Consider the following 16,293-nt stretch of genomic DNA (forward strand, 5'->3'; position numbering starts at 1 on the left):
CGGCGTGCGGTTTTTTCTTTAGGCCTGATGCAAAGTCGTCATTTGAAAAAGGAGAGTGCTGTGTCGCGTAGACGCGTCGTAGTCACCGGTATGGGTATGTTGTCGCCACTGGGCACGGATGTGCCAAGCAGTTGGCAGGGCATTCTGGCTGGCCGCAGTGGCATTGGTCTGATCGAACACACCGACCTTTCTGCCTATTCCACCCGTTTTGGCGGCTCGGTAAAGGGCTTCAATGTCGAGGAATACCTGTCGGTCAAGGAAGCTCGAAAGCTCGACCTGTTCATTCAGTACGGTCTGGCCGCAGGTTTTCAGGCTGTACGTAACGCAGGCCTTGAAGTCACCGACGCCAACCGTGAACGCATCGGCGTGGCCATGGGGTCGGGTATTGGCGGTCTGACCAATATCGAAGAAACCAGCCGCACCCTGCATGATTCCGGGCCACGACGGATTTCTCCGTTTTTCGTGCCTGGCTCGATCATCAATATGATTTCCGGTTTTCTGTCCATCCACTTGGGTGCACAGGGACCTAACTACGCCATCGCCACCGCGTGTACCACCGGTACGCACTGCATTGGCATGGCTGCGCGCAACATCATGTACGACGAAGCTGACGTGATGATTGCCGGCGGCGCCGAGATGGCGGCTTGCGGTCTGGGCATGGGTGGCTTCGGTGCTTCCCGTGCGCTGTCGACCCGCAACGACGAGCCAACCCGTGCCAGCCGTCCATGGGACAAGGGCCGTGATGGCTTCGTTTTGTCCGACGGTGCCGGCGCCCTGGTTCTCGAAGAGCTGGAGCACGCCAAGGCGCGCGGCGCGACCATCTATGCCGAGCTGATCGGTTTCGGCACCAGCGGCGATGCCTACCACATGACTTCGCCTCCCGCCGATGGCGCCGGTGCTGCCCGTTGCATCACTAATGCCTTGCGCGACGCCAGGATCAATGGCGATCAGGTCCAGTACATCAACGCCCACGGCACCTCGACCTCGGCCGGCGACCTCGCCGAAGCCTGTGCGATCAAGTCGGTGTTCGGCGATCACGCCTACAAACTGGCCGTCAGTTCGACCAAGTCCATGACCGGTCACTTGCTGGGTGCAGCAGGCGCAGTCGAGGCGATCTTCAGCGTGCTGGCGATCAACAGCCAGGTAGCGCCACCGACCATCAACCTCGATGAACCGGACGAAGGCTGCGATCTCGATTTCGTGCCGCACACCGCGCGCAATATGGATATCGATGTGGTGCTCTCCAACTCCTTCGGATTTGGCGGTACCAACGGCTCGCTGGTGTTCCGCCGGTTCGCTGACTGATGGACAACTGGGTCGACGGTCAGCCGGCTGACGCTTTGTCGCTGAAGGATCGCGGCCTGGCTTACGGTGATGGTCTGTTCGAGACCATCGCCGTGCGTGGTGGGCAACCCTTGTTGCTGGACCGACATCTGTCGCGTCTGGCCGATGGCTGTTCACGGCTGGCGATCACTGCCGATCACGAGCTGATCCGCAGTGAGCTGCTGGCCTATGCCGCCGCACTGGGTCAAGGTGTGCTCAAGCTCATCCTCACCCGCGGCGACAGTCTGCGTGGTTACGCTCCCGATCCTTCGGCTCAGGCCCGACGTATTCTGCAAGGAAATCCACCCGCTGCTTATCCTGCCGTTCATGGCGAGCAGGGCGTTCGCCTGTTCCCGTGTGCGACGCGACTGTCCAGGCAACCACTGCTTGCCGGCCTCAAACACCTGAACCGCCTGGAGCAGGTCATAGCCCGTTCCGAATGGCAGGACACCGAGCATGCCGAAGGCTTGATGCTCGACAGGACAGGGCGGGTGATCGAAGGCGTATTCAGTAATCTTTTCCTGGTGCGCGATGGCGTGTTGATCACAGCCGATTTGAAGCGCTGCGGCGTGGCGGGTGTGATGCGTGCCGAATTATTGTTTCAAGCCGAGTCATTGGGGATCCCCACGCAAATCACCGACATCAGCCTCGATCAGCTGCAATGGGCCGATGAAGTCTTTGTCTGCAACAGCGTGTATGGCGTTTGGCCGGTGCGCGCCTATGCTGCGCTGAGCTGGCCGGTTGGGCCGCTCACCCGTAAACTCCAAACCATTGCCCATGCGCTACTGGATGCTTGATACGTGAGACGTAAATTGTTGCTGCTGCTGGAAACCGGATTGGTTCTGGCAGGGCTGTGTCTGGGCGCCTCCGCCTGGAAGATTCATACGGCGCTGAATCAGCCGCTGAACATCACCCAGGAAGAACTGCTGGAAGTGCCTAAAGGCACGACACCCACCCGCACCTTCTATCGACTCGAAGCCGATGGCGTCATCAAGGACGCTTTCTGGTTGCGCGTGTATTGGCGATTCAATCTGGCCGGACAACCCTTGCACAAGGGCGAATACCGCATGCAGCCCGGCATGACCGTCGAAGGGCTGATCGACCTGTGGAAGCGTGGGGACATCGTTCAGTACAGTCTGACTCTGGTCGAAGGCTGGAATTTTCATCAGGTCCGGGCGGCATTGGCCAAGGATGAAAAACTCGAGCAGACCCTCAACGGCTTGAGCGATAGCGAAGTGATGACCAAGCTGGGCCATACCGGGATCTTTCCCGAGGGCCGGTTCTTCCCCGACACTTACCGCTTCGTGCGGGGCATGACCGACGTCGATCTGCTGGAAAAAGCCTACGATCGCCTCGACGAAGTCCTGGCCAGGGAATGGGAGCAGCGCGCTGCTGATTTGCCGTACACCGAACCCTATCAGGCGCTGATCATGGCCTCGCTGGTTGAAAAGGAAACCGGTGTGCCCCAGGAGCGCGGGCAGATTGCAGGCGTGTTCGTGCGACGCATGGCGATGGGCATGCTGCTGCAGACCGATCCGACGGTGATCTACGGCCTGGGTGATCGCTACAGCGGCAAGTTGACCCGCGCCCACCTCAAGGAGGCCACGCCGTACAACACCTATATGATTTCGGGCCTGCCACCCACCCCGATTGCCATGGTCGGCCGCGAAGCGATCCATGCCGCGTTGAACCCGGTGGCAGGCAACAGCCTCTACTTCGTCGCTCGCGGTGACGGCAGCCACGTGTTCTCCGATGATCTGGACGCCCACAATAATGCGGTGCGCGAGTTCCAGCTCAAGCGTCGTGCCGATTATCGGTCCAGTCCGGCACCGGTCACCGCGCCAGAAACTCCGAGTGCCGACACACCGGGTGCCGACACACCGGGTGCCGAAGCGCCGATTCCGGCCGCTTCGCCCAATCCCGATCCCGAAGCTTTGCCAGAAGTAGCGCCACAAGACGCGCCGCAAGAACCCGCTCCGGCGCCCGAACCCGTGCCCGAGCCGGACACACCGGCTCCGCAAAGCCCGCAATGACTCTGATTAAGGACTGCCCGTGACTGGCTTGTTTATTACCCTGGAAGGCCCGGAAGGCGCCGGCAAGAGCACCAACCGCGAATACCTGGCCGAGCGCCTGCGCGCCGCCGGTATCGAGGTGGTGTTGACCCGCGAGCCGGGTGGTACGCCCTTGGCCGAGCGGATCCGCGAGGTGCTGTTGGCGCCGGTTGATGAAGTCATGAACCCTGACACCGAGCTGCTGCTGGTGTTCGCCGCGCGCGCCCAGCATCTGGCCGAGGTGATTCGCCCGGCGCTGGCCCGCGGCGCGGTAGTCTTGTGTGATCGCTTTACCGATTCGACCTACGCCTATCAGGGCGGTGGTCGTGGTCTGTCGCTGGAGCGTATCGCGGCCCTCGAAACCTTTGTGCAGGGCGATTTGCGCCCGGATCTGACGCTGATCTTCGATCTGCCGGTGGAAGTGGGCCTGGCTCGCGCCAGCGCTCGCGGTCGCCTGGATCGTTTTGAACTCGAAGGCCGAACCTTTTTTGATGCCGTGCGCAGTGCGTTCCTCAAGCGCGCTGAAGCTGACCCGGCGCGTTATGTGCGGGTCGATGCCGCTCAGCCGCTGGCACAGGTTCAGCAGTCTCTGGACGCCTTGCTGCCACGCCTGCTGGAGTTGGCCCGTGGCTGAAGCCTATCCGTGGCAGGACAGCCTCTGGCAGCAGTTGGCCGGTCGCAAGCAACATGCGCACGCCTATCTGCTGCATGGCCCGGCCGGGATCGGCAAGCGGGCGCTGGCGGAACGGTTGATGGCCAGTTTACTGTGCCAGCGTCCGACCGCGCAGGATGCCTGCGGTGAGTGCAAGTCCTGCCTGCTGCTTAAGGCCGGCAGCCACCCCGACAATTACATCCTGGAACCCGAAGAGGCCGACAAGGCGATCAAGGTCGATCAGGTGCGCAATCTGGTCAGTTTCGTGGTCCAGACCGCCCAAATGGGCGGGCGCAAGGTGGTGTTGATCGAGCCGGTCGAGTCGATGAACATCAACGCCGCGAACGCCTTGCTCAAAAGTCTTGAGGAACCGTCCGGCGACACCGTTTTGCTGTTGGTCAGCCACCAGACCAGTCGTCTGCTGCCGACCATCAAGAGCCGCTGCGTACAGCAGGCTTGTCCGCTGCCGAGCGAAGCGATGAGTCTTGCCTGGCTGGCCAAGGCCCTGCCGGACAGCTCGGAAGAAGAGCGTATCGAACTGCTGACCCTGGCGGCCGGCTCCCCGCTGGCGGCGGTCAAGTTGCAGGCCCAAGGCGTGCGCGAACAGCGAGCTCTGGTGGTCGAAGGCGTGAAGAAGCTGCTCAAGCAGCAGCAATCGCCGACGCAATTGGCCGAAGAATGGAAAACCGTCCCGCAGTTGCTGTTGTTCGACTGGTTCTGCGACTGGTCGAGTCTGATCCTGCGCTATCAATTGACCCAGGATGAGCAGGGGCTGGGGTTGGCGGACATGCGCAAGGTCATTCAATACCTGGCGCAGAAAACCGCTCAGGATAAAGTCTTGAATATCCAGGACTGGATTCTCGCCCAGCGTCAGAAGGTCATGAGCAAAGCTAACCTCAATCCGGCCTTGTTGCTGGAGGCACTGCTGGTGCAATGGGCATCCTTGCCTACCCAGAAGTGATCGTCTGTGCCTAGACTCTGATCATCAGCAATGGAGGTCAGCATGAATGAAGCCGTCAATCCGGGGCCGCGCAACGGCATTTTGTCCCTGACCATCAAGGACAAGTCCGTGCTTTACGCGGCCTACATGCCGTTCATCAAGAACGGTGGCCTGTTTATCCCGACCAACAAGAGCTACAAGTTGGGCGACGAGGTATTCATGCTGCTGAACCTGATGGATGAGATCGATAAGATCCCGGTAGCCGGCAAGGTTGCCTGGATTACGCCCAACGGTGCGCAGGGCAATCGGGCTGCCGGGGTCGGCGTACAATTCAACGACGGCGACAACACCGCGCGCAGTCGAATCGAAACCCATCTGGCCGGAGCCCTGAAGTCCGACCGTCCCACTCATACGATGTAAGTTGCAGCCCTTTTATGCTCGTAGATTCCCATTGTCACCTCGATCGTCTTGACCTCGCCGCCCACGACGGCTCCCTGGATGCCGCGCTTGATGCGGCCCGGCAGCGCGGGGTAGGGCACTTTTTATGTATCGGCGTCAGCGTTGAAAATGCCGCGGATGTCAAAGCCCTGGCCGAACGTTATGGCGACGTCGACTGTTCAGTGGGCGTGCATCCTCTGGATGTACAGCCGGGTGCCGCTCCGGCGCTGGATTGGTTGTTGCGTGAGCTCAATCACCCCCGTGTCGTGGCCATCGGTGAAACCGGCCTGGATTATCACTACGAGCCGGAAGCGGCAGAGTTGCAGCAGGCATCGTTTCGCTTGCACCTGCAGGCCGCCCAGCAAACAGGCAAACCGGTGATCATCCACACCCGTGGCGCCCGTGCCGATACGTTGAGTTTGCTGCGCGAGGCTGCGTTGCCTCAGGCGGGCGTGTTGCATTGCTTCACGGAAGACTGGGACATGGCCAAGGCTGCGCTGGACATGGGCTATTACATTTCCCTGTCTGGCATTGTCACTTTTCGCAATGCCGATGCGCTGCGTGACGTCGCCAGCAAAGTGCCAGCTGATCGATTGCTGGTAGAAACCGACTCGCCGTACCTGGCGCCGATCCCTTATCGCGGCAAACCCAACCTGCCGCAGTACGTGCGCGAGGTGGCGGAGTTTCTGGCAATGTTGCGGGGTGAGGCTTACGAGCGATTTGCCGAACAGACCACTGAAAACTTCAAGCGCCTGTTTCCGCTGGCGCATGTGAAGGGCTGAATCGCAGGCAAAAAAAACCCGGGTTCTGGGGGGTGAATCCGGGTTAAGACCATTAGGAGTAAAACAAAGGCACGCGGTCCGTTGGTACCTATATCGACGCGACACTTGGGGGAGATGCCCCGCCGACAGTTCAAGTATTGATCAGTATTGCGCCGAGTCCAGTTTACCGGTCCCGGTTTTTAAACAATTTTGGAATACGGGCGCTTCGGAAGTGTTCTCATCAACAGGCGACCCTGTGTGAAATCATCAAGAAACACAGATATGGTCGGATGATCCGTGCATTTTGGCGCAAGTTAGGCATAATACGCGGCTTCGAATTTTGACCCCTACAGACCTTTTCTTATGCATAAAGAACCTCGTAAGGTCCGTGAGTTTCGTCGCCGCGAGCAAGAAATTCTCGATACCGCGCTCAAGCTGTTCCTCGACCAAGGTGAAGACAGTGTCACCGTCGAGATGATTGCTGATGCCGTCGGTATCGGCAAAGGCACGATCTACAAGCATTTCAAATCCAAGGCGGAGATCTATCTGCGCCTGATGCTCGACTACGAGCGTGATCTGAACGAGCTGTTGCATTCGGCTGATGTCGACAAGGACAAGGAAGCCCTGTCCCGGGCCTACTTCGAATTCCGCATGCGCGATCCGCAACGCTATCGCTTGTTCGATCGGCTGGAAGAGAAGGTGGTCAAGGGCAACCAGGTGCCGGAGATGGTCGAGGAACTGCACAAGATCCGCGCCTCGAACTTCGAACGCCTGACCTTGCTGATCAAGGGCCGGATCAGCGAAGGCAAGCTTGAAGACGTGCCGCCTTACTTCCATTACTGCGCGTCCTGGGCGCTGGTGCACGGTGCCGTGGCGCTGTATCACTCGCCGTTCTGGAGCAATGTGCTGGAAGATCAGGAAGGTTTCTTCCAGTTCCTGATGGATATCGGCGTGCGTATGGGCAACAAGCGCAAGCGCGATACCGACACTCCGAGTAGCTGAACCATTCAGTTGCCTTATTGCGCCATGATTTCTCTATATGGCGCAGTACCTCAGGAATATACTCAGGCATGGGACTTGCTAAAACTTGATTTGTGAGTCAAGTTTTACGCGTTCAAATTCCTTTCGCCGGAGTGCTCCATGATCGTTGACCGTCAAGGCAGGCGTTTCCGCAATCTGCGGATCAGCCTGACCTCAGCCTGCAATTACGCGTGTACCTACTGCGTGCCCAACGGCAAGCGGCTGGTGGCTGCGCAGGACGAATTGTCGGCCGACGCCATGGCGCGCGGCGTGGCGTACCTGATCGAAGCGGCGGGCATCGAGCGCTTGCGCATCACCGGTGGCGAGCCGCTGGTCAGCCCCAAGCTCGAAGCCTTCATGACGGCCGTCGGCAAGATGGGCCTGGAAGACATCAGCCTGACTACCAATGGTCAGCTGCTGGCGAAGAAGCTGCCGTTGCTGGTAGACGCCGGCATCCGTCGCATCAACGTTTCCCTCGATACCCTGGATGCCAGCGCGTTCCGCAGCATTGCCCGTGGCGGCGACCTGGCGACCGTGCTCGACGGGATGGATCAGGCCAAGGCCGCCGGCCTTAAAATCAAGGTCAACATGGTGCCCCTGCGCGGCCAGAACCTTGATCAAGTGATGCCTCTGCTCGATTACTGCCTGGAGCGTGGCTATGAATTGCGCTTCATCGAGCTGATGCGCATGGGTCATCTGGCCAGCGACAACAACGCTTTCCTGCAACAGTTCGTCAGCCTTCAGCAGTTGCTGAGCCTGATTGGCGAGCGTTTCGAGTATTTGCAGGCGGATGCACCCGTAGACGCCACTGCCGTGCGTTACCAAATACCGGGGCTGGGGCACTTCGGCGTGATCGCCAATGAAAGCGTTCCCTTCTGCCGGACTTGTTCACGCCTGCGCCTGTCGTCCACCGGCTGGCTGCATGGCTGTTTATCGTCGAGCAATCGCCACTATGTCGGCGATCTGCTCGACAAGCCGCGCCATCAGGCATTGCCGGCGTTGCAGCGACTCCTGGTGAAAGCCTTGGGGGACAAGCAGGAAGTGGCGTTCTCGGGGGGGGCGACCATCATGAAGATTATTGGCGGCTGATCGGGCCTCATTGTCCGAACGCCGCTCCTAGCCTGCTCGCGATTGCTATCTATAAGGCCACAACATCCTTGAGCTGGCGCGGAAGCTGCATCCAATGGCCATTCGCCGGTTTTCCGTCACCGGCCTCTGGAGGGTAGGATGCGTAGCCTGGTTTTGCTGCTGGCCGTTTTGGCGCTTGGTGGCTGCATGAATGTCAGCGATATGGCTGAAGGAACTCGCTACCACATGAGCGATGCAGGGCTGCTGGATCACAGCGACAGTCGTCGGGTGAATAACCTGCGCATTCAGCCGGACTCATTCATCTACATCGCCCAAGGTGCCTTCGCGCCGCCGGGCAGTGCTTATCCGCGACCTAACGTGGTCGCTGAAGAAGCCTTCAACGGCTTTATCGAATATTTCCCGATGGTCCGCCGCGCGCGCGCGCCCGAAGGTCTCGACCAGGCCATGGGTGAAGCCCGCGCCGCCGGTGCCCATTACCTGCTTTACACACGGTTCGCCAAGGCGGATGACCGAATCGGTAACTCGGACGAATGGCTCGATCAGGAATACGTGGATCGCTTGGGCATCGACAGCGGCGTGATTCAGATCATGTTGATCGAGACCAGCACCCAGTATTTGATTGATACTGCACGTATCAAGAGTCGTGGCGGTTTACTGACGTTCCACGATAACAAGCCACAAGACCTGATCGGCCCGCCGCTTGAGCAATACGCGCGCAGCCTGATTGGTCTCAGCGACCAGTAATCCAAGGAGAACGCCATGAGTGGCCCGCAAAAAGCCAACGACTTGTTGGGGCAAATCCCCAAAACCAAAGGCTTGCCGCCGGTCCACCTGTGGAACCCTGATTTCTGTGGCGACATCGACATGCGCATCGCCCGCGACGGCACCTGGTATTACCTGGGGACGCCGATCGGGCGCAAACCGATGGTCAAATTGTTTTCCACCATCATTCGCCGCGATGGCGATGACTATTTTCTGATCACTCCGGTCGAGAAAGTGGGCATCAAGGTCGATGATGCGCCGTTTGTGGCGATTGCCGTGGACGTGGAAGGCGAGGGCGAAGCCCAGCTTCTGCGCTTCACCACCAACGTCGACGAGACCACGGACGCCGGCACCGAACACCCGATTCGCGTGGTGATCGACCCGGTCACGCAAGAGCCAGCACCCTACGTGCATGTGCGCACCAACCTCGAAGCCCTGATCCATCGTAATGTGTTCTACCAACTGGTGGAGTTGGCCGTGACACGTGAGATCGACGGGCAACGTTGGCTGGGTGTATGGAGCGGCGGTGAATTCTTCCCCATCGGCCTTGAGCCTTAACGCATAGCACTGTGGGGGCGGGCTTGCTCGCGATGAGGCCATAACATCAACCTAGTTGTTACCTGTTACGCCGCCATCGCGAGCAGGCTCGCTCCCACATTGGATGTGTGAGTCATCCAAAAAATCAAATTGACACCCAATCGTATGATGATTAGCGTGGACACCCATCGCGAACGGCTTTGTGCCGCTCCTGCATCGAGGTGTCCATGTCCAGCAGTTTTCATGCGTCGACCGTCGATTGGCTGGGTTGCTGGATAGCCGCCGGCCAGGTCAAGCCGGGTGAAACCATCAAGGTCGAAGCCGACCTGGGTGAGCAGTTGGGTGTCAGTCGCACGGTCATCCGCGAAGCCATCAAAACCCTGGTCGCCAAAGGCATGCTCGAAGTCGGGCCGAAAGTCGGTACACGGGTGCTACCGGTGCGACGCTGGAACCTCTTCGACCCACAAGTAGTGGGTTGGCTTTCGCGCAGCGGCTTGCCGGAAAACTTCGTCGACGACTTGCTCGATCTGCGCCGCACCATCGAACCGATGGCCGTGCGCTGGGCCTGCGAGCGCGCAACGGTCGAACAGGTCCAGGCGATCCAGCAGGCCTATAACGCGTTGGAACGGGCGGTGGACAGCGGCGTCGATTACAACCGCGCCGACCAGGTCTTCCACGAGTGCATACTCGCCGCCAGCCACAACCAGTTCATCGAACAAATGGTCCCGGCCCTTGGCGCGTTGTTGGCGGTGTCGTTCGAAGTGTCCGCCGCCGACCCGGACGAATTGCGCCGCACGCTGCCGATTCACAAAGACATGGCCGACGCCATCGCCGCACGGGATGCCCCGCGGGGTGTCTGGGCCTGCATGACCCTGATCGATAACGCGGACCTGGCGATCAAACGCTTTTATCCAAAAGTCATGGCCGACAAAAAAGCCGGCTGAGAGGCTTGCGCCACATACAAAAACAACAGGAGGTTTCATGACGTGGAATGCGGTTACCGGACACCGTGCGCAACTCGGTGAAGGTCCGTTCTGGGATGTGCCGACCCAGGCGCTGTATTGGGTGGACATCGCCGGCAAGCAAGCCCTGCGGCTGATCGGCGCCAACGTGCAAATCTGGAAAATGCCGGAACACGTGTCCGCGTTTATCCCCTGTGAAAGCGGCGATGCGCTCGTGACGTTGAGCAGCGGCGTCTATCGGCTGGACCTTGATTCGCCGGGGCTTGAGCCGCGCCTGACCTTGCTCTGCGTCGCCGACCCGCAACCCGGCAACCGCGCCAACGAAGCCCGCTGCGATGCACAGGGTCGGCTCTGGCTTGGCACCATGCAGAACAACATCGGTGAAAATGGCGAAGACCTGCCCATTGTGCGTCGCTCCGGCGGCCTGTTTCGCATCGACCGCGACGCCCGGGTCACGCCGCTGCTTCGCGGGCTGGGCATTCCCAACACGTTGCTGTGGAGCGAGGACGAGACCACGCTGTTTTTCGCCGACAGCATGGACAAAACCTTGTACCGCCATTTCGTCCACACCGATGGCAACCTGGACACCGCGTATGTCTGGTTCGGTCCCCACGATCGGGGCGGCCCCGATGGCTCGGCGATGGATGCCGAGGGTTTCATCTGGAACGCCCGCTGGGACGGTAGCTGCCTGATCAGGCTAACCCCGGATGGCTATGTCGACCGCGTGATCGAATTGCCGGTCAGCCGCCCCACCAGTTGCGTGTTCGGCGGCGAAGACTTGAAAACCCTGTACGTCACCAGCGCCGCGAGCCCGCTCAACCACCCGCTGGACGGCGCGCTGCTGTCGATTCGCGTCGATGTGCCCGGAAAAACCTGCACCCGCTTTGCTGGATAAAATCCCAAAATATGGGATGTAAAATTATATATTGAGATTATTTGGTGGTCGGGTTTATAGTCGGCCATCAGTTACACGCACTCACACTTAAAAAAACAAAACAGGTGAAGTGATGCAGCGATTTTCCAAAAAGACTTTTGACCGGACATCGACAGATGCCCGGCTTTTGTCGTCCCTGAAAAAAGGGGGCTTGATCCATGGCTGAGCCTCTTTCCTTGCCAGCCGTGCCCGAACCAGCCAAAGGCGAGCGCCTGAAAAACAAGGTCGTGCTGCTGACCGGCGCTGCACAGGGCATCGGCGAGGCCATCGTCGCCACGTTCGCGTCGCAGCAGGCCAAACTGATCATCAGTGATATTCAGGCCGAAAAAGTCGAGAAAGTCGCGGCGCACTGGCGGGACAAAGGCTTCGATGTCCAGGCCATCAAGGCCGACGTCTCCCGGCAGCAAGATCTGCACGCGATGGCCAGGTTGGCCGTCGAGCGTCACGGCCGGATCGACGTATTGGTCAACTGCGCTGGGGTCAACGTATTCCGCGATCCACTGGAAATGACCGAAGAAGACTGGCATCGCTGCTTCGCCATCGACCTCGACGGCGCGTGGTATGGCTGCAAAGCCGTGCTGCCGCAAATGATCGAGCAGGGCATCGGCAGCATCATCAACATCGCTTCGACCCATTCCACCCACATCATCCCGGGCTGCTTTCCGTACCCGGTGGCCAAGCACGGCTTGCTCGGGCTGACCCGCGCGCTGGGCATCGAATACGCGCCAAAGGGCATTCGCGTGAATGCGATCGCGCCGGGCTACATCGAAACCCAATTGAACGTCGATTACTGGAACGGTTTTGCCGACCCCCAGGCCGAACGTCAGAGGGCATTCGACCTGCATCCGCCGCGTCGTATCGGGCAACCGATGGAAGTGGCCATGACGGCCGTCTTCCTGGCCAGCGATGAAGCACCGTTCATCAATGCTTCATGCATCACCATCGATGGTGGACGCTCGGTCATGTATCACGACTGAGCAAAACGGCTTTCAGACGCGGAGTTCCGTCTGAAATCCAATCATCATACGATATGACTATTTGCAGTACCGGCTTTCAAAATAACGCTCAAAAAAAATAACAAGGAGTCAGCTATGAATCGTCGTCGTGGGATCCGTTCCCTGTGCTGTGCCGCTTTGGCGGTCACTGCGGTCAGCTTGAGCAGCACGCTGCTGGCGACCGAGGAAGTGAAAATCGGCTTCCTGGTCAAGCAGGCGGAAGAGCCCTGGTTCCAGACCGAATGGGCATTCGCCGAAAAGGCCGGGAAAGACAAGGGCTTCACTGTCATCAAGATCGCCGTGCCTGACGGCGAGAAAACCCTCTCGGCCATCGACAGCCTCGCAGCCAATGGTGCCAAGGGCTTCGTGATCTGCCCGCCGGACGTCTCCCTTGGTCCGGCCATCATGGCCAAGGCCAAGCTCAATGGTATGAAAGTCATCGCCGTCGATGACCGTTTCGTCGATGCCAATGGCAAGTTCATGGAAGACGTTCCTTACCTCGGCATGGCCGCATTCGAAGTCGGCCAGAAGCAGGGCGCGGCAATGGCCACCGAAGCGAAAAAACGCGGCTGGGACTGGAAAGAAACCTATGCGGTGATCAACACCTTCAATGAACTCGACACCGGCAAGAAGCGCACCGACGGTTCGGTCAAAGCCCTGGAAGATGCCGGGATGCCGAAAGACCACATCCTGTTCTCGGCGCTGAAAACCCTCGACGTACCGGGCAGCATGGACGCCACCAACTCGGCCCTGGTGAAACTGCCGGGCGCCGCGAAAAACCTGATCATCGGCGGCATGAACGACAACACCGTATTGGGCGGCGTGCGCGCCACCGAAAGCGCCGGTTTCGCTGCTGCCAACGTGATCGGCATTGGCATCAACGGTACCGACGCCATCGGCGAACTGAAGAAAGCCAACAGCGGTTTCTTCGGCTCGATGCTGCCGAGCCCTCACATCGAAGGCTACAACACCGCGAGCATGATGTTCGAGTGGGTCACCACCGGCAAAGAACCACCGAAGTACACCGCGATGGACGACGTGACGCTGATCACTCGCGAGAACTTCAAGCAGGAACTGGAAAAGATCGGCCTGTGGAACTGAGGGCTGGTTGATTTCATCGGCGGCCCTGGCGACGGGGCCGCCTGATCTGTGTGATGAGGTGGTTTTATGCACGCGCAAGTACAGACACATGAGCACAGCGTCGGCGGCAGCCTGCGCTTCAACGGGATCGGCAAGACGTTTCCCGGGGTGAAGGCGCTGGATGGCATCAGTTTCGTCGCTCATCCGGGGCAGGTTCATGCCTTGATGGGCGAGAACGGCGCCGGCAAATCGACCCTGCTGAAAATCCTCGGCGGTGCTTACACGCCGAGCAGCGGCGACCTGCAGATCGGCGAGCAGACGATGGTCTTCAAGTCCACCGCCGACAGCATCGCCAGCCGGGTGGCGGTGATCCACCAAGAGCTGCATCTGGTCCCGGAAATGACCGTGGCGGAGAACCTGTTCCTCGGTCATCTGCCGGCCAGTTTCGGCCTGATCAATCGAGGCGCACTGCGCCAGCAAGCGTTGGCCTGCCTCAAAGGCCTGGCCGATGAAATTGATCCGCAAGAGAAAGTCGGGCGCCTGTCCCTCGGTCAGCGACAGCTGGTGGAGATTGCGAAGGCGTTGTCCCGTGGCGCGCATGTGATTGCCTTCGACGAACCCACCAGCAGCCTGTCGGCGCGGGAAATCGATCGCTTGATGGCGATCATCGGGCGTCTGCGCGACGAAGGCAAAGTGGTGCTTTACGTGTCCCATCGCATGGAAGAAGTGTTCCGCATCTGCAACGCGGTGACGGTGTTCAAGGACGGCCGCTACGTGCGCACGTTCGAGGACATGAGCGAACTGACCCACGACCAGTTGGTGACGTGCATGGTCGGGCGCGACATTCAGGATATCTACGATTACCGCAGCCGCCAGCGGGGCGCCGTGGCGCTCAAGGTTGACGGTTTACTCGGGCCGGGACTGCGTGAACCCGTGAGTTTCGAGGTGCACAAGGGCGAGATTCTCGGGCTGTTCGGCCTGGTGGGCGCGGGGCGTACCGAGCTGTTCCGGATACTCAGCGGGCTGACGCGCAACACCGCCGGACGCCTGGAGCTTCGTGGTCATGAGGTGAAACTGCGTTCCCCCCGTGATGCCATCGCGGCCGGGATTCTGCTGTGTCCCGAAGATCGCAAGAAGGAGGGCATCCTGCCGCTCGCCAGCGTCGCCGAGAACATCAACATCAGCGCGCGCGGCGCCCATTCCACGTTCGGTTGCCTGTTGCGCGGCTTGTGGGAAAAGGGCAACGCCGACAAGCAGATCAAGGCGCTGAAAGTGAAGACGCCGAGCGCCGAGCAGAAAATCATGTACCTGTCCGGCGGCAATCAGCAGAAGGCCATTCTCGGCCGCTGGCTGTCGATGCCGATGAAAGTCCTGTTGCTCGATGAACCGACGCGCGGCATCGATATCGGCGCGAAAGCCGAGATCTACCAGATCATCCATAACCTGGCTGCCAGCGGCATCGCGGTGATCGTGGTGTCCAGCGACCTGATGGAAGTGATGGGTATTTCCGACCGCATCCTGGTGCTCTGCGAAGGCGCGATGCGCGGCGAGTTGTCTCGCGCAGAGGCCAATGAATCCAACCTGCTGCAACTGGCTTTGCCGCGCCAACGTGCTGACGGCGTGGCGAACTGAGAGGTGACTATGACCATCCAAAACAACGCTCTGCCCACTGCACGCAAACCACTGGACCTGCGGCGCTTTCTCGACGACTGGGTGATGCTGCTGGCGGCAGTCGGCATCTTCGTGCTGTGCACGCTGCTGATCGACAACTTCCTGTCGCCGCTGAACATGCGCGGCCTGGGCCTGGCGATTTCGACAACTGGCATCGCGGCCTGCACCATGCTGTATTGCCTGGCGTCCGGGCATTTCGATTTGTCGGTGGGCTCGGTGATTGCCTGTGCTGGCGTGGTCGCGGCGGTGGTGATGCGCGACACCGACAGTGTGTTTCTCGGCGTGAGTGCGGCGCTGGTGATGGGGCTGATTGTCGGGCTGATCAACGGCATCGTCATCGCCAAGCTGCGTGTCAACGCGTTGATCACCACCCTGGCGACCATGCAGATCGTTCGTGGCCTGGCTTACATTTTTGCCAATGGCAAAGCGGTCGGCGTGTCGCAGGAGTCGTTCTTCGTTTTCGGTAACGGCCAGTTGTTTGGCGTGCCGGTGCCGATCCTGATCACCATCGTGTGTTTCCTGTTTTTCGGCTGGCTGCTGAATTACACCACCTACGGGCGCAACACCATGGCCATCGGCGGCAACCAGGAAGCGGCGTTGCTGGCCGGGGTGAACGTTGACCGGACCAAGATCATCATCTTTGCCGTGCACGGTCTGATTGGCGCGTTGGCCGGGGTGATTCTGGCGTCGCGCATGACCTCCGGGCAGCCGATGATTGGCCAAGGGTTTGAGTTGACGGTGATCTCGGCGTGCGTGCTGGGCGGGGTGTCGTTGAGCGGCGGGATCGGCATGATCCGGCATGTGATTGCCGGGGTGTTGATTCTGGCGATCATTGAGAATGCGATGAACCTGAAGAACATCGACACGTTCTATCAATACGTGATTCGCGGTTCGATCTTGCTTTTGGCCGTCGTGATTGATCGTCTCAAACAACGTTAACTTCGCTTTGTGGCGAGGGAGCTTGCTCCCGCTGGGCTGCGCAGCGGCCCCAAAATCACTGTTTTGATTCAGGATTTTGCGAGTGCTGCGCACTCGAGCGGGAGCAAGCTCCCTCGCCACAGTGATTACTCCTTCCGTC

17 protein-coding genes are annotated in these 16,293 nt (G+C 59.8%); all 17 read left to right on the top strand.

Annotation, left to right across the window (positions count from 1 at the left end):
* Positions 1 to 60: 60 nt before the first annotated feature.
* The 17 genes from fabF (at position 61) to araH (ending at position 16,154) form a co-directional block, all read left to right on the top strand.
* Positions 61 to 1,305: a beta-ketoacyl-ACP synthase II gene (gene fabF / locus RHP74_RS08120; protein ID WP_008152330.1), complete on the top strand. Its 1,245-nt coding sequence runs from the start codon at positions 61 to 63 to the stop codon at positions 1,303 to 1,305.
* Positions 1,305 to 2,120 (top strand): aminodeoxychorismate lyase, encoded by an 816-nt coding sequence (pabC, locus tag RHP74_RS08125; RefSeq protein ID WP_311098771.1) that lies wholly within the window; start codon positions 1,305 to 1,307, stop codon positions 2,118 to 2,120. The genes fabF and pabC overlap by 1 nt, the downstream gene beginning before the upstream one ends.
* A 3-nt stretch (positions 2,121 to 2,123) precedes the next feature.
* Positions 2,124 to 3,356: an endolytic transglycosylase MltG gene (mltG, locus tag RHP74_RS08130; RefSeq protein ID WP_311098772.1), complete on the top strand. Its 1,233-nt coding sequence runs from the start codon at positions 2,124 to 2,126 to the stop codon at positions 3,354 to 3,356.
* 19 nt (positions 3,357 to 3,375) lie between these two features.
* The gene (gene tmk / locus RHP74_RS08135; RefSeq protein WP_010461848.1) at positions 3,376 to 4,008 is read left to right on the top strand and encodes a dTMP kinase; all 633 of its coding nucleotides are present in this window, start codon (positions 3,376 to 3,378) and stop codon (positions 4,006 to 4,008) included.
* Positions 4,001 to 4,987 (top strand): DNA polymerase III subunit delta', encoded by a 987-nt coding sequence (locus tag RHP74_RS08140; protein ID WP_010461847.1) that lies wholly within the window; start codon positions 4,001 to 4,003, stop codon positions 4,985 to 4,987. The genes tmk and RHP74_RS08140 overlap by 8 nt, the downstream gene beginning before the upstream one ends.
* Positions 4,988 to 5,029: 42 nt before the next feature.
* On the top strand, positions 5,030 to 5,386 hold the full coding sequence (locus RHP74_RS08145) for a PilZ domain-containing protein (RefSeq protein ID WP_010461846.1): 357 nt from the start codon (positions 5,030 to 5,032) through the stop codon (positions 5,384 to 5,386).
* 14 nt (positions 5,387 to 5,400) lie between these two features.
* A complete protein-coding gene (locus tag RHP74_RS08150) occupies positions 5,401 to 6,186 on the top strand; it encodes a TatD family hydrolase (protein ID WP_077747993.1) in 786 nt (261 codons plus the stop codon).
* A 342-nt stretch (positions 6,187 to 6,528) separates the two neighbouring features.
* The gene (locus tag RHP74_RS08155; RefSeq protein WP_008152317.1) at positions 6,529 to 7,167 is read left to right on the top strand and encodes a TetR/AcrR family transcriptional regulator; all 639 of its coding nucleotides are present in this window, start codon (positions 6,529 to 6,531) and stop codon (positions 7,165 to 7,167) included.
* Between the two features lie 138 nt (positions 7,168 to 7,305).
* Positions 7,306 to 8,274, top strand: coding sequence for a radical SAM protein (locus tag RHP74_RS08160; protein ID WP_311098779.1), 969 nt, complete (start codon positions 7,306 to 7,308; stop codon positions 8,272 to 8,274).
* Positions 8,275 to 8,412: 138 nt separating this feature from the next.
* Positions 8,413 to 9,018 carry a DUF4823 domain-containing protein gene (locus RHP74_RS08165; RefSeq protein ID WP_010461840.1) on the top strand — a complete coding sequence of 202 codons (606 nt, stop codon included), beginning with the start codon at positions 8,413 to 8,415 and terminating at the stop codon, positions 9,016 to 9,018.
* 15 nt (positions 9,019 to 9,033) lie between these two features.
* Entirely contained in the window at positions 9,034 to 9,594 is a 561-nt protein-coding gene (locus RHP74_RS08170; RefSeq protein ID WP_010461838.1) for a DUF1285 domain-containing protein, read from the top strand.
* Positions 9,595 to 9,800: 206 nt separating this feature from the next.
* Entirely contained in the window at positions 9,801 to 10,517 is a 717-nt protein-coding gene (locus tag RHP74_RS08175) for a FadR/GntR family transcriptional regulator (protein ID WP_311098782.1), read from the top strand.
* A 37-nt stretch (positions 10,518 to 10,554) separates the two neighbouring features.
* On the top strand, positions 10,555 to 11,430 hold the full coding sequence (locus RHP74_RS08180) for an SMP-30/gluconolactonase/LRE family protein (protein ID WP_077747992.1): 876 nt from the start codon (positions 10,555 to 10,557) through the stop codon (positions 11,428 to 11,430).
* Between the two features lie 197 nt (positions 11,431 to 11,627).
* A complete protein-coding gene (locus tag RHP74_RS08185) occupies positions 11,628 to 12,446 on the top strand; it encodes an SDR family oxidoreductase (RefSeq protein WP_077747991.1) in 819 nt (272 codons plus the stop codon).
* A gap of 114 nt (positions 12,447 to 12,560) precedes the next feature.
* Complete coding sequence (locus RHP74_RS08190) at positions 12,561 to 13,565, top strand: substrate-binding domain-containing protein (protein ID WP_311098784.1); 1,005 nt, start codon at positions 12,561 to 12,563, stop codon at positions 13,563 to 13,565.
* Positions 13,566 to 13,631: 66 nt separating this feature from the next.
* A complete protein-coding gene (gene araG, locus RHP74_RS08195; RefSeq protein WP_077747990.1) occupies positions 13,632 to 15,176 on the top strand; it encodes an L-arabinose ABC transporter ATP-binding protein AraG in 1,545 nt (514 codons plus the stop codon).
* A gap of 9 nt (positions 15,177 to 15,185) precedes the next feature.
* On the top strand, positions 15,186 to 16,154 hold the full coding sequence (gene araH / locus RHP74_RS08200) for an L-arabinose ABC transporter permease AraH (protein ID WP_311098785.1): 969 nt from the start codon (positions 15,186 to 15,188) through the stop codon (positions 16,152 to 16,154).
* The last annotated feature ends 139 nt before the right edge of the window (positions 16,155 to 16,293 follow it).

The sequence above is a fragment of the Pseudomonas sp. SG20052 genome (assembly GCF_031766055.1).
GTDB classification, from domain to species: Bacteria; Pseudomonadota; Gammaproteobacteria; order Pseudomonadales; family Pseudomonadaceae; genus Aquipseudomonas; species Aquipseudomonas mandelii.

What these genes read in the sequence shown, in the direction of transcription:
- RHP74_RS08165 (WP_010461840.1), top strand. Translation starts at nt 8,413, where the DNA reads ATGCGTAGCCTGGTTTTGCTGCTGGCCGTTTTGGCGCTTGGTGGCTGC.
- araG (WP_077747990.1), top strand. Translation starts at nt 13,632, where the DNA reads ATGCACGCGCAAGTACAGACACATGAGCACAGCGTCGGCGGCAGCCTG.
- pabC (WP_311098771.1), top strand. Translation starts at nt 1,305, where the DNA reads ATGGACAACTGGGTCGACGGTCAGCCGGCTGACGCTTTGTCGCTGAAG.
- RHP74_RS08155 (WP_008152317.1), top strand. Translation starts at nt 6,529, where the DNA reads ATGCATAAAGAACCTCGTAAGGTCCGTGAGTTTCGTCGCCGCGAGCAA.
- RHP74_RS08180 (WP_077747992.1), top strand. Translation starts at nt 10,555, where the DNA reads ATGACGTGGAATGCGGTTACCGGACACCGTGCGCAACTCGGTGAAGGT.
- RHP74_RS08160 (WP_311098779.1), top strand. Translation starts at nt 7,306, where the DNA reads ATGATCGTTGACCGTCAAGGCAGGCGTTTCCGCAATCTGCGGATCAGC.
- RHP74_RS08185 (WP_077747991.1), top strand. Translation starts at nt 11,628, where the DNA reads ATGGCTGAGCCTCTTTCCTTGCCAGCCGTGCCCGAACCAGCCAAAGGC.
- RHP74_RS08150 (WP_077747993.1), top strand. Translation starts at nt 5,401, where the DNA reads ATGCTCGTAGATTCCCATTGTCACCTCGATCGTCTTGACCTCGCCGCC.
- RHP74_RS08190 (WP_311098784.1), top strand. Translation starts at nt 12,561, where the DNA reads ATGAATCGTCGTCGTGGGATCCGTTCCCTGTGCTGTGCCGCTTTGGCG.
- RHP74_RS08175 (WP_311098782.1), top strand. Translation starts at nt 9,801, where the DNA reads ATGTCCAGCAGTTTTCATGCGTCGACCGTCGATTGGCTGGGTTGCTGG.
- RHP74_RS08145 (WP_010461846.1), top strand. Translation starts at nt 5,030, where the DNA reads ATGAATGAAGCCGTCAATCCGGGGCCGCGCAACGGCATTTTGTCCCTG.
- RHP74_RS08170 (WP_010461838.1), top strand. Translation starts at nt 9,034, where the DNA reads ATGAGTGGCCCGCAAAAAGCCAACGACTTGTTGGGGCAAATCCCCAAA.
- araH (WP_311098785.1), top strand. Translation starts at nt 15,186, where the DNA reads ATGACCATCCAAAACAACGCTCTGCCCACTGCACGCAAACCACTGGAC.